This is a genomic window from Streptomyces sp. NPDC005195, from assembly GCF_040608315.1.
GTDB classification, from domain to species: Bacteria; Actinomycetota; Actinomycetes; order Streptomycetales; family Streptomycetaceae; genus Streptomyces; species Streptomyces kaempferi.
The window spans coordinates 1-14,626 of the sequence record NZ_JBEXHZ010000011.1; the positions used below are offsets into that span (position 1 = coordinate 1).

General features: G+C 73.6%; 13 protein-coding genes and 1 pseudogene. 7 read left to right on the plus strand and 7 right to left on the minus strand.

The window, feature by feature from the left end; all coding sequences use genetic code 11:
* Window positions 1-193: 193 nt before the first annotated feature.
* From ABZV34_RS14805 to ABZV34_RS14815, 3 genes are read right to left on the minus strand one after another with little or no spacing between them, the layout of a single operon-like run.
* The gene (locus ABZV34_RS14805) at window positions 194-1,153 is read right to left on the minus strand and encodes a M56 family metallopeptidase (protein WP_356275265.1); all 960 of its coding nucleotides are present in this window, start codon (window positions 1,151-1,153) and stop codon (window positions 194-196) included.
* Window positions 1,154-1,159: 6 nt separating this feature from the next.
* Window positions 1,160-1,588, minus strand: coding sequence for a BlaI/MecI/CopY family transcriptional regulator (locus ABZV34_RS14810; RefSeq protein WP_356275268.1), 429 nt, complete (start codon window positions 1,586-1,588; stop codon window positions 1,160-1,162).
* A gap of 36 nt (window positions 1,589-1,624) precedes the next feature.
* Window positions 1,625-3,016, minus strand: a complete 1,392-nt coding sequence (locus ABZV34_RS14815; protein ID WP_356275271.1) for a PepSY domain-containing protein — start codon at window positions 3,014-3,016, stop codon at window positions 1,625-1,627.
* A gap of 203 nt (window positions 3,017-3,219) precedes the next feature.
* Here ABZV34_RS14815 and ABZV34_RS14820 point away from each other — a divergent pair, with 203 nt between their 5' ends.
* Together ABZV34_RS14820 and ABZV34_RS14825 are read left to right on the plus strand one after the other, a co-directional pair.
* The gene (locus ABZV34_RS14820; protein WP_356275274.1) at window positions 3,220-3,873 is read left to right on the plus strand and encodes a peptide deformylase; all 654 of its coding nucleotides are present in this window, start codon (window positions 3,220-3,222) and stop codon (window positions 3,871-3,873) included.
* Between the two features lie 157 nt (window positions 3,874-4,030).
* Window positions 4,031-4,612, plus strand: a pseudogene (locus ABZV34_RS14825) (ATP-binding cassette domain-containing protein); the annotation flags it as partial.
* Between the two features lie 148 nt (window positions 4,613-4,760).
* On the opposite strand, the gene ABZV34_RS14830 reads toward ABZV34_RS14825, so the two are convergent.
* Window positions 4,761-6,194: an NAD(P)/FAD-dependent oxidoreductase gene (locus ABZV34_RS14830; RefSeq protein ID WP_356275277.1), complete on the minus strand. Its 1,434-nt coding sequence runs from the start codon at window positions 6,192-6,194 to the stop codon at window positions 4,761-4,763.
* 128 nt (window positions 6,195-6,322) lie between these two features.
* Between ABZV34_RS14830 and trxA the strand changes: the two genes are divergently transcribed.
* Complete coding sequence (gene trxA / locus ABZV34_RS14835) at window positions 6,323-6,703, plus strand: thioredoxin (RefSeq protein WP_356275280.1); 381 nt, start codon at window positions 6,323-6,325, stop codon at window positions 6,701-6,703.
* A 90-nt stretch (window positions 6,704-6,793) separates the two neighbouring features.
* Here trxA and ABZV34_RS14840 read toward each other — a convergent pair whose 3' ends face one another.
* The 3 genes from ABZV34_RS14840 to ABZV34_RS14850 form a co-directional block, all read right to left on the minus strand.
* Window positions 6,794-8,230, minus strand: a complete 1,437-nt coding sequence (locus ABZV34_RS14840) for an aldehyde dehydrogenase family protein (RefSeq protein ID WP_356275283.1) — start codon at window positions 8,228-8,230, stop codon at window positions 6,794-6,796.
* A gap of 38 nt (window positions 8,231-8,268) precedes the next feature.
* Entirely contained in the window at window positions 8,269-9,447 is a 1,179-nt protein-coding gene (locus ABZV34_RS14845) for a 4-hydroxybenzoate 3-monooxygenase (RefSeq protein ID WP_356275286.1), read from the minus strand.
* A 63-nt stretch (window positions 9,448-9,510) separates the two neighbouring features.
* Window positions 9,511-10,545: a LacI family DNA-binding transcriptional regulator gene (locus ABZV34_RS14850; protein ID WP_356275289.1), complete on the minus strand. Its 1,035-nt coding sequence runs from the start codon at window positions 10,543-10,545 to the stop codon at window positions 9,511-9,513.
* Between the two features lie 171 nt (window positions 10,546-10,716).
* On the opposite strand from ABZV34_RS14850, the gene ABZV34_RS14855 reads away from it, so the two are divergent.
* The 4 genes from ABZV34_RS14855 to ABZV34_RS14870 all read left to right on the plus strand — a co-directional run bounded on the left by ABZV34_RS14855 (window position 10,717) and on the right by ABZV34_RS14870 (window position 14,617).
* Complete coding sequence (locus ABZV34_RS14855) at window positions 10,717-12,141, plus strand: amidase (RefSeq protein WP_356275292.1); 1,425 nt, start codon at window positions 10,717-10,719, stop codon at window positions 12,139-12,141.
* A 26-nt stretch (window positions 12,142-12,167) separates the two neighbouring features.
* The gene (locus ABZV34_RS14860; protein ID WP_153287454.1) at window positions 12,168-12,386 is read left to right on the plus strand and encodes a hypothetical protein; all 219 of its coding nucleotides are present in this window, start codon (window positions 12,168-12,170) and stop codon (window positions 12,384-12,386) included.
* Window positions 12,387-12,531: 145 nt separating this feature from the next.
* The gene (locus ABZV34_RS14865) at window positions 12,532-14,019 is read left to right on the plus strand and encodes an SPFH domain-containing protein (RefSeq protein WP_356275295.1); all 1,488 of its coding nucleotides are present in this window, start codon (window positions 12,532-12,534) and stop codon (window positions 14,017-14,019) included.
* 142 nt (window positions 14,020-14,161) lie between these two features.
* A complete protein-coding gene (locus tag ABZV34_RS14870) occupies window positions 14,162-14,617 on the plus strand; it encodes a type II toxin-antitoxin system PemK/MazF family toxin (protein WP_356275298.1) in 456 nt (151 codons plus the stop codon).
* Window positions 14,618-14,626: the final 9 nt, after the last annotated feature.

Genomic DNA, 14,626 nt, shown 5'->3' on the forward strand with positions numbered 1-14,626 from the left:
GCGCGCGGGCCGCACCCCGCGGGGCCCGGCCCGCGTCGTGGTGTCCGGCCTCTTCCGTCCGCACCGGCCCCCGACCTGTTGCGGCGCCCGGGTCTCGCGCGGGGCATCGGGCACCGGACGCCCGGCGCTTGCGGACAACACCCGTGCCGCCCGGCGGAAGGCAAGCCCGGACGGGACGGCCAGTGCCGCGGCACTAGAACGGCGTGGCCGCGTGCAGGATCAGGAACATCGTCACGGCCGAGTTCGCGGAGGACATCGCGGAGACCAGCGTGCCGACCGCGGCACCCCAGGCGGCCAGCCCCACGGAGGTGAACACCGGCGGCCAGGTGCGGGCCACGGGCGCGGGCCCCAGCAGGGCGGCGACCCTGCGCGGCACGGGACCCGCGGACGCGAACCCCGAGAGTCCCGGCGATGCGGAGAACCCGGCGAACGCGGGCGCCGCGCCCGCGCCGGACAGCAGCGCGGCCTTGCCGATCGCCCGCGCCACCACCGGGCGGCTTCCCACCGACCGTGCCGCGTCCTCGTCCGCCCACCGCTCCGTGGTGTAGGTGACGGCCGTACGCAGCGGGCGCAGGAAGGGGTTGGCGCGTGCCGCGAGTCGTACGGCGAGCAGATACCGGTGGTGACGGGCGGTCAGGTGGGCCCGCTCGTGCGCGAAGAGGGCGCGGCGCTCGGGCGGGATCAGACCCCGCAGCAGGGCGGTGGTGACCACGACCCGACCGCGGGGCCTGCCGGGCAGGGCGTAGGCGTAGGGCCTCTCCTCCGGGAGCACGACCACCGTCGAGGAGGGCAGTCCGGCGAGCGCCCGGCGGGCGCGGCGGGTGATCCGGTGGTGACGCCACAGGGTCCGCGCGCAGACCGCCAGGACGAGCGCCAGGGCCGGGATCGCCGCCTTGCCCGCGATCTCGTCGTACGGCACGGCCGCGCGCACCTCGGGGTCCGACCAGCCGTCCGGCAGCGGGTTGCCGGGCAGTTGCGCGGTGCCGACGATCATCAGCAGGGCCAGGCAGAGCGTGCTGCACACGGCCATGACGGTGGCGAAGGCCGTCAGCAGGCGGGTGGCCGTGCGCGGGTGCAGATGCGGTTCGGCGAGGCGTGCGACCGGCCAGGCGCTCAGCGGCAGGACCAGCGGCAGAAAGACGAAGACCCCCATGGGACGTCAGTCTTCCGTACCGCCGGCCACTCCTGTCGCGTCGGTCGCGTGCGCCGACTCCAGGAGCGTGCGCAGCACCTGTTCGTCGTCCGGCGGCAGCGCGGTGACGAAGCTGGCGAGGACGGCCTCGCGGTCGCTCTCGCCGTCGAGGAGCCGGCGCATCTTGAGCGCGGCCAGACTCGCGACGTCGGCGGTGGGACGCCAGACGAAGGAGCGTCCCCGCCGTTCGCGGGCCACCGCGTCCTTGGCGAGCAGCCGGGTCAGGATGGTGACGACGGTCGTGTAGGCGAGGTCCCCGCCGAGGCTCTCCTGCACCCAGGCGGCCGTCACCGGGGCGTCCGCCTCGCGCAGCGCGCCGAGGACCTGGCCCTCCAGCTCGCCCTGCCCGCGGCGCCTCGAAGGCCGGTCCGGGACCTCGCGGTTGCGCTGCGCCATGTCCGTCTCCCTCCGGCGTTCGCGTCCACGATCACGCTACCTGGCGACGGGCACGCCCCGGCCCCGCCGGTGGGCGATCTCGCCGAGCGCGACGTCGACGGCGACGAACGCCACCAGCGGGATACCGAGCAGCGGAACGAAGTAGCCGAGAACGGCGACGGCCGCCGTCAGCGGGACGAGGACCAGGGGCGGTACGTGCTGCCAGGCACCGCGCGGGACAGGACGGCCGAACGCCGAGGCGCGGCCGCGCTGCCACCACATGCGGTAACCCCACACGATCAGCAGGATCAGGCAGAGCGCGAGCGCCATGAGGGCGATCTGGTTGGCGAGGCCGAAGAGGACGCCGGTGTGGGCGTCGATGCCCCAGCGGGTCAGCTTGGCGAGCACCGGGTGGTCGGCGAACCGCAGCACGTCGGTGACCTCCCCGGTCGCCGGGTCCACCGCGACCGCGTCCTGCTTCTCCGGCCAGCTCCGCTGGATCTGCCTCACCACGTACGCGGAGGAGGCGTCGGCGGGCGGGACGATCTCCACGGGGTCTCCGAGGCCCTCGGAACGGGCGGCCCCGAGAATCCTGTCGACGTCGGCGGGCCGGGGCGAGACGCTCCCGCGGGCCCCCGTGCCGCCATGGCCCGTGTGCTCACCGCCGGCCGCCGCCGACACGGACGGTGTCGCCTGCCCGAGGGAGGTCCTCAGTTCGTCGATGTGCGCGCCGGCGTACGTGGACCAGGTCAGCCCGGTCGCGGAGAGGAAGAAGAACCCGGCGGCCGCCCAGACGCCGACGGTGCCGTGCAGGCCCAGCGTGCGGCGGCGCCCGGACGTGCCCCGCACCTTGCGCCGGGCGCGCCTGCGTCCGAACCACAGCACGAGGCCGCCGCCCGAGATCACCCACAGCCAACTGGCCGCGAGTTCGCTGTACAGACGCCCTGTCTCGCCGAGCAGGAGGTTGGCGTGGAGCCCGTCGATCCAGGTGCGCAGCGGGAGCGCGCCGGTGGCACCGTACTGTTCGAGGGCTCCGCGCACCTTCGCGGTGTACGGGTCGACGAACACCGCGAGGGTGTGGTCCGGGTCGACGCCCGGCACGCCGGAGAGCAGCACCCGCGTCGTCGCGTCGGCCGCGGGCGAGGGCCGCACGGCGGAGACCGTGCCCTGCGGATGGGCCTTGCGGGCGGCGGCCACCTGTTCGGAGACCGGCAGTCGGCGGTCGCCCACCGGGACGGTCAGTTCGTGCGCGTACACGATCTTCTCGGCCTGGACCGAGGCGGCGTAGAGCAGTCCGGTCACGGCGGCGACCAGGAGGAACGGGGCGACGAGCACTCCGGCGTAGAAGTGCAGGCGCAGTATCAGGGGGCGCAGGGGCGCTTTTCGCGCGGAGGTCGGGGCGACGGGGCGCGGGGTGTCGTCCGTCGTGAGGGTGGGAGCGGTGGGCATCGGCGGGCATCTCCGGTGGGGCTGGGGACGGACTCGGGCCGTGGGCCGCGGAGTTGGGCTCCCCGGCCGGTGGTGGTCCAGTAGTCGGGACAGGAGGCCGCCGAGTTCCCGGGCCGTGGTGTGGTGTGGGTCACAGGCGGGGATCCGCGGGGTGCGGCTCGCGCCGCCTCGCACGGCGCGTTCCCTCTTGGCATGCTGGAGCGATGGCATCCGAACGTGACCGCGCCGCCCGCCCGCTGAACGACCTGGTCGAGGAACTCCTGGACCGGGAAGGCCCGTTGCCCATCGTGACGGCCGGGGACCCGGTGCTGCGCCGCCCCGCCGAGCCGTTCGACGGTCAGCTGGGTCCGGGACTGCTGAGCCGGTTCGTCGCCGCGTTGCGCGCGACCATGCACGCGGCCCCGGGAGTTGGCCTCGCGGCGCCCCAGGTCGGCGTACCGCTGCGGATCGCGGTCATCGAGGATCCGGCGCCGGTGTCCGAGGAGGTGCGGGTCGTACGCGGACGGGTCCCGCAGCCGTTCCGGGTGCTGGTGAATCCGGTGTACGAGGGGGTCGGCACGGCTCGGGCGGCGTTCTTCGAGGGATGCCTGAGCGTGCCGGGGTGGCAGGCGGTGGTGGGCCGGCACGCCGGGGTGCGGCTGACGGCGCTGGACGAGCTGGGCCGTCCGGTCGACGAGGTGTTCACGGGCTGGCCCGCGCGGATCGTGCAGCACGAGACGGACCATCTGGACGGTGTGCTGTACCTCGACCGCGCGGAGATGCGCTCGCTGTCCTCGAACCAGGCGATGGCGGACCGCTGGACACAACCGGACCCGGCGGAGGCGGCGGAGGTCCTGGGCTTCACGCTGCCGGACTGAGGCTCCGCGGTCGCGCCGCGGGTCCTGCGGGGTCCGGGCCTGCCGGGGGTCGAGCGCCCGGAGTTCACCTCCGTCGGCCCCGCTTGACGTCGGGCCCGCCTCACGTCGGCCCCGAGCCTGTCGGGCTCCCGGTGCCGGCCGAAGGTCCGTCCCCCGCGTCCTGGGCGGCGTCGACCTGGCCGTCGACCGGGGCAGCCGTCTGGTGATCCTCGGCCCCAACGGCGCGGGCAAGACGACACTGCTGCGGCTGCTCGCCGGGCGGGAGACCCCGGACGACGGCCGCGTGGTCCGCGGTCACGGGCTGCGGACCGGCTACTTCGCGCAGGAGCACGACACACTCGACGGGACCGACACCGTCCGCGGTCACCTGGCCGCGGCCGCGCCGCACCTCACCGACGGGGAGGTGCGGCGCGTGCTCGGCGCGTTCCTGTTCACCGGGGACGACGCCGACAAACGCGTCGACGTCCTGTCCGGCGGCGAGAAGACCCGCCTCGCCCTGGCGGGGCTGGTCCACTCCGGCGCCAACGTCCTGCTGCTCGACGAGCCCACCAACCACCTGGACCCGGCCTCCCGCGCCGAGGTGCTGACCGCGGTGGGCACGTATCCGGGCGCGATCGTCATGGTCACCCACGACGAGGGCGCGCTCCGGGCCCTGCGCCCGGACCGGGTGCTGCTGCTCCCGGACGCGGACGAGGACCTGTGGAGCGACGAGTACCTGGAGCTGGTGGCACTGGCGTGACCCCGGTGCCACCGGTGTGGCGGCCGGGGCCGGCGCCTGTCCGTCGGATCCGGTGGCGCCGGGACGCGATGCCTTGCCGGCCGGGCCCCGCGTCCCGCGTCCCGCGTCCCGCGTCCCGCGTCCCGCCGCATGATCCGCACGACAGGGCCTACATGTCCCGGTACGCCTCCAGCAGCCGCAGCCACACCTCGCTCACCGTCGGATAGGAGGGCACGGCGTGCCACAGGCGGCTGACCGGGACCTCGCCGGCGACCGCGACCGTCGCCGAGTGGATGAGTTCACCCACTCCGGGTCCGGCGAGGGTGAGGCCGACCACGATCTCGCGGTTGACGTCGACGACCATGCGGGCCTTGCCGCGGTAGCCGTCGGCGTACAGTCCGGCGCCCGCCACGGAGGACATGTCGACGTCGACGGCGCGGACCCGCAGACCGGCGCTCTCGGCCTCGGCGAGGGAGAGGCCCACGGCGGCGACCTCCGGGTCGGTGAAGACGACCTGGGGGACGGCCGCGTGGTCGGCGGTCGCGGCGTGCGCGCCCCAGAGGTCGGTCTCCAGGAGCGGGACGCCGGCGGCGCGCGCGGCGATGGCGGCGCCCGCGATCCTCGCCTGGTATTTGCCCTGGTGGGTGAGGAGCGCGCGGTGGTTGACGTCTCCGACGGCGTACAGCCACTCGCTGCCGGTCACCCGCAGGCTGTCGTCGACGTCGAGCCACGAGCCCGGCTCCAGGCCGACCGTGTCGAGCCCGATGTCCTCGGTGTGGGGCACCCGCCCGGTGGCGAAGAGGATCTCGTCCGCCTCGATGCGGTCGCCGGTGTCCGTCAGGGCCACCACGGTCGCGCCCTCACGCGTCACCCCGGTCACCGCGGTACCGGTGCGGACGTCGGCGCCCGCCTCCTTCAGCGCGTCGGCGACCAGCTCACCGGCGAAGGGCTCCATCCTGGGCAGCAGCGCGTGACCGCGGACGAGGACGGTGACCCGGGAACCGAGCGCCTGCCAGGCCGTGGCCATCTCGACGGCGACCACACCGCCGCCGACCACGATGAGCCGGTCCGGCACCGCGTGGGCGCTGGTGGCCTCGCGGCTGGTCCAGGGCTTGACCCCGGCGAGTCCGGGCAGGCCGGGCAGCAGCGCGCGGGTGCCGGTGCACACGGCGACGGCGTGCCGCGCGGTGAGGAACCGCAGCTCACCGTCCGGGCCCTCGACGCTCACCCGGCGCGGCCCGGCGAGACGCCCGTGTCCGCGGTAGAGATCGGCTCCGATGCCGTTGAGCCAGGCGACCTGTCCGTCGTCCTTCCAGTTCGAGGTGTAGTAGTCACGGTGGGCGAGGACCGCGGGAGCGTCGAGCGGGCCCTGCACGGCCCCGCTCAGGCCGGGCACGCGGCGGGCGTCGGCGCGGGCGATGGCCGGACGCAGGAGGGCCTTGCTGGGCATGCAGGCCCAGTACGAGCACTCGCCTCCGACCAGCTCGTTCTCCACGATCGCGGTGGAGAGGCCGGCCGCGCGGGCGCGGTCGGCGACGTTCTCCCCCACGGGGCCGGCACCGAGCACCACTACGTCGTAGGCGATGGATTCCGTTTCCGTCATGGGCACAGTCTGGTTGTTGGTGTGCGCCGTGGCCACACGGGTACGCGCGCGGAATACGCTGCCGGGGGAAGGTGTTGAGCACACCGGCTTCGCCCCGAGGCCCGAGAGCAGGGAGAGGTAGTCACGCCATGAGCAGGACGATGGAGCTGACCAAGGAGAACTTCGACCAGACGGTCACGGACAACGAGTTCGTCCTGATCGACTTCTGGGCCTCGTGGTGCGGGCCGTGCCGCCAGTTCGCCCCGGTCTACGAGAAGGCCGCCGAGGCCAACCCGGACCTGGTCTTCGCCAAGGTGGACACGGAGGCGCAGCCGGAGCTGGCCGCGGCCTTCGAGATCCAGTCCATCCCGACCCTGATGATCGTCCGCGACCAGGTCGCGATCTTCTCCCAGCCCGGAGCGCTGCCCGAGGCCGCCCTGGAGGACGTCATCGGCCAGGCCCGCAAGCTGGACATGGACGAGGTCCGCAAGTCCGTCGCGGAGCAGCAGCAGGCCCAGCAGGGCGAGTGACCTCGGGGAGGACCCGTGGGCCCCGGCCGGTACGGCTCGGGACGCCGGCCGACAGCATCGCGGCCGTTCCGGCCGGGGCCTTCGCGTGGATCAGAACGGGTACGGTGCCACGTCCCCGCGCACGGTCGTCCAGCGCACCTCGGTGAAGGCCTCCAGGTTGGCCTCGCCGCCGAAGCGGGCGCCGGTGCCGGAGGCGCCCGTGCCGCCGAACGGGGCGACCGCCTCGTCGTTGACGGTCTGGTCGTTGATGTGGGCGATCCCGGTCGGGATGCGCTCCGCCAGGTCCAGGCCGCGCGCGGTGTCCCGGGTGACGATGCCCAGCGAGAGGCCGTACGGGCCCGCCGAGGCGAGGGCCACGGCCTCGTCCGTGTCCGCGAAGGACCGGACCGGCGCGACCGGGCCGAAGACCTCCTCGGTGTACGCGGGGCTCGTGTCGTCGACGCCCGCGAGCACGGTCGGCCGGTAGAACAGCCTCTCGTGCGTGCCGCCCGCCGCGAGCTTCGCCCCGCGCGCCGTACTGGACTCCACCAGCCCCTGGATCTTGGAGAGTTGGGCGCTGTCGATGACGGGCCCGAGGTGCACCTGTTCGCGGTGCGGGTCGCCCACGGCGAGTGAGTCGGCCTTGGCGGCGAGCCGCTCGACGTACTCCTCGTACAGGGAGGCGTGGACCAGGTGGCGGCCTGTCGTCATGCAGATCTGGCCCTGGTGGAAGAACGAGCCCCAGGCCGCCGTCGAGATGACCGCGTCGATGTCGGCGTCCTCCAGGACGACGAGGGCCGAGTTGCCGCCCAGTTCCAGATGCGCGCGCTTGAGGAGCCGGCCGGCCGCCTCGCCGACCGCGCGTCCGGCGGCCGTCGAGCCGGTGAAGGAGATCACCGGGACCAGCGGGTCTTCCACCAGCGCCCGGCCCGTCCCGGCCCCGCCGGGCAGGATGTGCAGCAGTCCTTCCGGGAGGCCCGCCTCGGTGAGGACGGCCGCGAGCGCGAGGCCTCCGCAGACCGCGGTGCGCGGGTCCGGCTTCAGCACCACGGCGTTGCCGAGCGCGAGCGCCGGGGCGACCGAGCGGATGGAGAGGATGAGCGGGGCGTTGAACGGGGCGATCACGCCCACGACGCCGACCGGGACGCGCCGGGTGTATGACAGGCGCGGTGCCTCCGAGGGCAGGATCTGGCCCGTGGGGCGGGAGGCGAGGGCCGCGGCCTCGTAGCACTCCTGGGCGGCGACGTGCAGTTCGAAGTCGGCCTTGCCGGGAACGGATCCGGACTCACGCACGATCCATTCGCGCAGTTCGTCGGCGTGCGCGGCGAACAGGTCGCCGGCCCTGCGCAGGACCGCGGCGCGGACGAAGTGCGGTGTGCCGGCCCACGCGGACCGGGCCGCGTGGGCCTCCCGCGCGGCCGTCGTGACGTCCTCGGCGGCGGCGAGGGTGACGGTCGCGAGCGTCTCGCCGGTGGCGGGTTCGGTGACGGCGTGCTCACCTCCCGCCAGAGTGCGGGACTGCCAGGTCCTGGGGTCGAGCAGCGTCATGTCGGGGCTCCGATCGTTCGCTGATCAGCACGCGGGGCTCACCGTCCCAACGGCAGTCCCGTGTAGTTCGCGGCCAGTTCGGCGGCCGCCGGGCGGGATGTCGTGATCCGTCGGAGCCGGGCGAGCTGGATCCGGTGGTCGAACGCATCCCCGTCTGGTTGAGCATGCAACATCCTAGTCATGTCGTACGAGAAACGTGTGGCCTGCCAGACCCGGTCGAGACACAACTGCGAGTAGCGGTCGAGGAGTTGGGTGGAGCCCGTGCGGTGCAGCTCGATGAGGCCGCGGGCCAGCACCCGTACGTCGGAGACGGCGAGGTTGAGTCCTTTGGCGCCGGTCGGCGGCACGATGTGGGCGGCGTCGCCGGCGAGGAGGAGCCGGCCGTGGCGCATCGGTTCGTGGACACGACTGCGCAACGACGTCACGGACTTGGCCGTGATGGTGCCGCGGTTCAGCCGCCAGTCCCCGTCGACCGCGAAGCGCGCGGCGAGCTCGCCCCAGACTCGCTCGTCGGACCAGTCGTCGGGGTCGGTGCCGTTCGGGACCTGGAGGTAGAGCCGCGAGACCGTGGGCGAGCGCATGCTGTGCAGGGCGAAGCCGGTCGCACCGCGCGCGTAGACCAACTCCCCTCCGGAGGTGGGTACATCGGCGAGGATCCCGAGCCAGGAGTACGGGTAGTCGTGGGCGTAGGTGCGGAACGAACCGGCGGGGAAGGCCTCGCGGGAGACGCCGTGGTCACCGTCGCAGCCCACCACGTAGGCGCAGTCCAGAGTCTGTTCGCGGCCCTCGTGCACAAAACGCACGACGGGCGAGTCGCTCAGCGGACTCTCGACGGCGAGCGCCTCGGCCTCGAACAACAGCGGTGGTCCGCACGCCAGTTGGAGAGAAATCAGGTCCTTCACGATCTCCGTCTGCGGGTAGATCATGACGCCGCGTCCGCCGGTCAGGGCGGGGAAGTCGATGTGGTGGCGCTCACGCTCGAAGCGCAGCTCGATGCCGCGGTGCGGCAGACCCTCGACGTCGAGACGGTCGCCCGCACCGCATTCCCGCAGCGCGTCGACCGTGCCCGGCTCCAGCATTCCGGCGCGCTGGCGGCGTTCGACGTAGGCGCGCGGCCTGCTCTCCAGGACGACGCAGCCGATACCCGCGCGGTGCAGCAGCCGGGCCAGCAGGAGCCCGGCGGGGCCGCCGCCCACGATGCCGACCGTGGTCCGCATGACGCGCCTCCCGTCTCCGGTCCGGTCCGCCTCGCCGCGGTCGGCGACCAGCTACAGCCTCTCTCAGCTCGAGTCGCGGTGCACGACCCGCGCTCCCAGCACCTCGTGGGTCTCGGGCGGCGCGCCGGGTTCACGCACGGCGCGGTCGACCAGCTCCGCGAGGTCCCGACCGGACGGCAGTTCGATGTGGACGGTGCTGAGCCGGGGCCGCAGCAGCCGCCCGAGCATCAGGTCGTCCGCGCCGATGACGGCCGTCTCGTCCGGGACGGCGATGCCCGCGTCCTGGAGCGCCCTCATCAGCAGCATGGCGTACTCGTCGTTGTAGGCGAACACACCGTCCAGGCCGAGCGCCCGCCAGCGGGCCGCGAGCGAGGCCGCGGCCTCCTCCTCGTACGCCAGCGGCAGCTCGGTCGTCGTGGCGCCGGTGCCGAGCAGGGCACGGCGCACACCTTCGAGGCGGGGCTTGGAGAAGATCTCCAGGCCGGGTTCCTCGGGCACCACGACTCCGACGCGCTGCCGGCCGCGGGCCGCCAGATGGGCCCCCGCGCTGTGGCCGACCCGGTCGTGGTCCATCAGGAGCGCGTGCGCGCCCTCGACCCGCTCGGGGCCCAGCGTGACCACGGCGCGGGCCCCGGAGCGCTTGAGGACGGCCACGCCCTCCGGGCCGAGACCACTGCCGGGCACCAGCACGGCGACCGGCCGCAGTTCCGCCCAGGCACGGGCCGCCTCGTCCCCGTGCAGACCGACGCTGCCGTACTGGACGACGGTGTAGTCCAAACGGCCCAGCGCCCACTGGAGCTCGTTGAAGAACTGACCGTAGAGCGGACCCACGGGCACGGTCGGGGCGGGCATCAGGACCATCCGGCTGTGCCCGGCCCGCAGGCTGCGGGCCGCCGCGTGCGGGACGTACCCGAGGTCCTTGGCCGCCTCGTGGACGCGGCGGCGGGTGGGCTCGCTGATCCGGACGGCGCTGGTGTTGTTCAGAACGTACGAGACGGTGGCCCGGGAGACGCCCGCCAGGCGGGCCACATCGGCGCTCGTCGGCACGGGCCGTTGTGCGGGCGACGGCGGGACGGGCTGATTCGGTATCTGCACCATGACGCCCCGCATCCTTGCAGAAGCCCCGCGCACCGCTCGGCGCCGGGGGAACCCCCGGGGCCCGCGGGCCCCGGAACACCCGCTTGCACGAAGGAACTTCCGCCCCTCGTGCGGGATGCCTTCCCGGGCGGTTACGGTGCGGTGGACGACGTGCCTTCGGAGGTGTCCCGTATGGATGACGACCGTGCCGCAGGTCTGGCGGAGTGTGCCCGTGCCCTGGCCGCGGGCGAGGTGAGCTCGCGTGAACTGGTCGAACGGGCGCTGGCCCGCATCGACGCGACCCAGCCCTCGCTGAACGCCTTCCGTGTGGTGCGCGCCGAGGCCGCGCTCGCCGAGGCGGACGCGGCGGACAGGGAACTCGCGGCGGGACACCGCCGGCCGCTGCTGGGGGTGCCGGTGGCGGTGAAGGACGACATGGACGTGGCCGGGGAGCCGACCGCGTTCGGCTGCCGGGGGGTCTTCCCGCCCGTGGCCAAGGACGGGGAGGCGGTGCGCCGGCTGCGCGCCGCCGGAGCGATCGTCATCGGCAAGACCAACACCTGTGAACTCGGCCAGTGGCCGTTCACCGAGGGCCCGGCCTTCGGCGCCACCCGCAATCCCTGGCACGCCGACCACACCCCCGGCGGCTCCTCCGGCGGCTCCGCGGCGGCGGTCGCGGCGGGTCTCGTCCCGGCGGCGCTGGGCTCGGACGGCGCGGGCTCCGTCCGTATCCCGGCCTCCTGGACCCATCTGATCGGGATCAAGCCGCAGCGCGGCCGGATCTCCACCTGGCCGCGCCCGGAGTCCTTCCAGGGCATCACGGTCAACGGCACCCTCGCCCGCTCGGTGGCGGACGCGGCGCTGCTCCTGGACGCGGCGAGCGGCAACCACGACGGCGATCTGCACCGGCCGCCCGTGCTGCGGGTGTCCGACGCGGTGGGCCGCGAGCCGGGCCGGCTGCGGATCGCCCTGTCGCTGAAGCCGCCGTTCACGGCGGTGCCCGCGCGGCTCGACCCGGTCGTACGGGCGAAGGTGGTGGCGCTCGCGGAGCGGATCGCGGCGCTCGGTCACACCGTGGAGGAGGCCGAGCCGCGCTACGGGCGCATCGGGCTCACGTTCGTCCCGCGCGCGACGGCGGGTATCGCCGAACGGGTCCGCGACGCTCCCCACCCGCACCTCCTGGACCCGCGCACCCGGGAAGCGGCCCGCCTCGGCCGGCTGCTCGGGGGCGCGCCCCTGCGGGTCGCCCGGCGCGCCGAGGCGACCCTGCACCGCCGGATCGGCGCCCTCTTCGACACCTACGACGTGCTGCTCGCGCCCACCACGGCCGCTCCCCCGCCACGCGTCGGCTCGATGGCCAACATGAGCGGGCTGGACACCGACCGGGCCATGATCGCCGCCTGTCCGTACGCCTGGCCGTGGAACATCCTGGGGTGGCCGGGTGTGAACGTGCCCGCCGGTTTCGTCGGTGAGGGGCTGCCGGTCGGTGCCCAGCTCCTCGGCCCCGCGCACAGCGAGCCGTTGCTCGTCTCGCTGGCCTCCCAGCTGGAGGACGACCAGCGCTGGCACGAGAGGTGGCCGCCGTACGAGGCGGCGGCGGATTCTCCCGCTGTGTAACCGACTTCGCGCCGTACGCTGGGGTCATGGACGATGCGTCGATGGTCGGATTGATGGGGCGGGTGACCGGGACGGTCGGGCCCGGGCTCGTCGGTGAGGTGATCGTCCGCGTGCGCGGCGGTGCCGAGCACTTCCTCGCGTACCCCGCCGTCGCGCGGGAGCGGATCGAGCGCGGCACGGTGGTGATGGTCGTCGAGTACCTGGCGCCGCGCACGGTGTACGTGTCGGCCGCATACGACAGTTGACAGCTCGTCTGGGCGCGCTCCACCCCAGGTGAGAGCGGTGTGCGTCAAGATTGCAACAAGGAACCGTCAGTGTCTTCACCCCGGTCCCGCACAGGAGCACACTCCCTTCGTTCGGTGCCGACAGGGCACCATCAAAAGGGGGCGTATGCCGATGGTCATCGGCGTCGTGGCGGGGACGGTTGTCCTCGCGCTGATTTTCGTGATCGTGGTCTTCAAGCTCATGTGGCGGGTGGCGGAGCCCAACGAGGCTCTGATCATCTCCGGTTCGAAGCATCGGACCGAGGGCCTCGAAGAGGGCATGGGTTTCCGTATCGTGACGGGACGCGGCACGCTGGTGATTCCGGGCGTGCAGGCGGTACGGAAGATCTCGCTGGACCTCAACGAGACCGAGCTGCACGTGGACTGCGTGACCACCCAGGGCATTCCGCTGAAGGTGCGGGGCGTCGTCATCTTCAAGGTGGGCGACGACTTCGTGTCGATCGCCAACGCGGGACGCCGGTTCCTCGACCAGCAGAAGATGATGTCGGAGCGGGTGCACAACGTGTTCGCCGGTCATCTGCGGTCCATCGTCGGCGGGTTGACCGTCGAGGAGATGATCCGCGACCGGGAGAAACTGACCGGTCAGACGCGGGCCGCGTGCGGGACCGAGATGGAGAAGCTGGGTCTGATCGTCGACTCGCTGCAGATCCACGAGATCGAGGACCCGACCGGCTACATCAAGAACCTCGCGATGCCGCACGCCGCCGCCGTACAGCGCGACGCGCGCATCGCGCAGGCCGAGGCGAACCGTCTCGCCACCGAGGCCGAGCAGAAGGCGGCGGCCCGGATGTCGGAGGCGACCCGGGACAGCGAGATCCTGCAGGCCGGTTACCAGGCCGAGCGCGACAAGGCCGGGGCGAAGGCACAGCAGGCGGGACCGCTCGCCGCGGCCGCCGCCCGGCAGGATGTCGTCGTGCAGGAGACCCGGATCGCCGAACTCGAGGCACAGCGCCGGGAACAGCAGCTTCAGGCGGACGTCCGCAAGCCGGCGGACGCCCAGGCCTACGAGACCCGCGCGCGGGCCGAGGCGGAGCGCGACGCGCGGATCTCCGCCGCGCAGGCCAAGGCCAAGGAGACCGAACTCGCGGCGGCGGCCGAGGCGAACCGGGTGAAGTCCGCCGCGAACGCCGAGGCCGAGGCGACCAAGGCGCGGGGTGCCGCGGCCGCCATGGCCACCAGGGCCACCGGTGAGGCCGAGGCCGCCGCGGCCCAGGCCAAGGGCCTCGCTACCGCCGAGGCGACCCGTGCGCAGGGTCTCGCGGAGGCGGAGACGATCAAGGCGAGGGCCGCGGCCCTCGCCGAGAACCAGGAGGCCGTGGTCGCCCAGCAACTCGCGGAGAACTGGCCGGAGATCGTCCGGGCGGGCGCGAGCGCGTTCGGCAACGTCGACCACATGGTGCTGCTCAACGGCGCCGACGGCATGTCGGACATGTTCGCCAAGGCGCTCACCATGGGCGGCACGGGCCTGGGTCTGGCCCGGCAGTTGCTCTCGTCGATGAACCAGGACGGGGCTGCCGCGGGCAACGGCGCCGCGGGCAACGGATTCGTGCCGCCGCGTGCGGAGAAGGTGCCGGTGGAGGGGGACGGCAAGTGACCGCATGAAGCCTCGGGCGTCCGGGAGTTGCCTCCCGGGCGCCCGAAGTGCTGTCGGCGCGGGAGGCCCTGTGTTCCGCGCCGGGGTCCTCCCGTGGGCCCCGTCGACGAGCCGCGGGCGCGGGGGCTCTAACGTGGCCCGCGTGAACGCCTTTACCGATGAGACCGACGAGCATGTCCCCGGCCGCTACGGCCCTTCGGCCACCACGGAGGCCGAGCCCCGCGAGGTGGGCCGGGTGCGCACGGAGTACTCGCCCGCGCACGACGGCGATCCCGATCCCGGCGAGATCGTCTGGACCTGGGTGCCCTTCGAGGAGAACGACGGACGGGGCAAGGACCGCCCGGTGCTCGTCGTCGCGCGCGAGGACGCGGGCACCCTGCTCGCCGTCCAGTTGTCGAGCAAGCGGCACGACGGCGACCGGGAGTGGGTACCGATAGGCAGCGGTCCGTGGGACCGCACGGGCCGGGACTCGTGGGTGGCCGTGGACCGGGTGCTGCGGCTGCACGAGGACGGCATGCGCCGCGAGGCGTGCGCGCTGGACCGGATGCGGTTCAACCTGGTGGTGCACCGCCTGCGCGAGCGGTACGGCTGGAGCTGACCGCCCGGG

Coding starts and splice junctions, on each gene's coding strand:
- trxA (WP_356275280.1), top strand. CDS start 6,323: ATGAGCAGGACGATGGAGCTGACCAAGGAGAACTTCGACCAGACGGTC.
- ABZV34_RS14820 (WP_356275274.1), top strand. CDS start 3,220: ATGGCATCCGAACGTGACCGCGCCGCCCGCCCGCTGAACGACCTGGTC.
- ABZV34_RS14855 (WP_356275292.1), top strand. CDS start 10,717: ATGGATGACGACCGTGCCGCAGGTCTGGCGGAGTGTGCCCGTGCCCTG.
- ABZV34_RS14805 (WP_356275265.1), bottom strand. CDS start 1,153: ATGGGGGTCTTCGTCTTTCTGCCGCTGGTCCTGCCGCTGAGCGCCTGG.
- ABZV34_RS14810 (WP_356275268.1), bottom strand. CDS start 1,588: ATGGCGCAGCGCAACCGCGAGGTCCCGGACCGGCCTTCGAGGCGCCGC.
- ABZV34_RS14860 (WP_153287454.1), top strand. CDS start 12,168: ATGGACGATGCGTCGATGGTCGGATTGATGGGGCGGGTGACCGGGACG.
- ABZV34_RS14830 (WP_356275277.1), bottom strand. CDS start 6,194: ATGACGGAAACGGAATCCATCGCCTACGACGTAGTGGTGCTCGGTGCC.
- ABZV34_RS14815 (WP_356275271.1), bottom strand. CDS start 3,016: ATGCCCACCGCTCCCACCCTCACGACGGACGACACCCCGCGCCCCGTC.
- ABZV34_RS14840 (WP_356275283.1), bottom strand. CDS start 8,230: ATGACGCTGCTCGACCCCAGGACCTGGCAGTCCCGCACTCTGGCGGGA.
- ABZV34_RS14865 (WP_356275295.1), top strand. CDS start 12,532: ATGCCGATGGTCATCGGCGTCGTGGCGGGGACGGTTGTCCTCGCGCTG.
- ABZV34_RS14845 (WP_356275286.1), bottom strand. CDS start 9,447: ATGCGGACCACGGTCGGCATCGTGGGCGGCGGCCCCGCCGGGCTCCTG.
- ABZV34_RS14850 (WP_356275289.1), bottom strand. CDS start 10,545: ATGGTGCAGATACCGAATCAGCCCGTCCCGCCGTCGCCCGCACAACGG.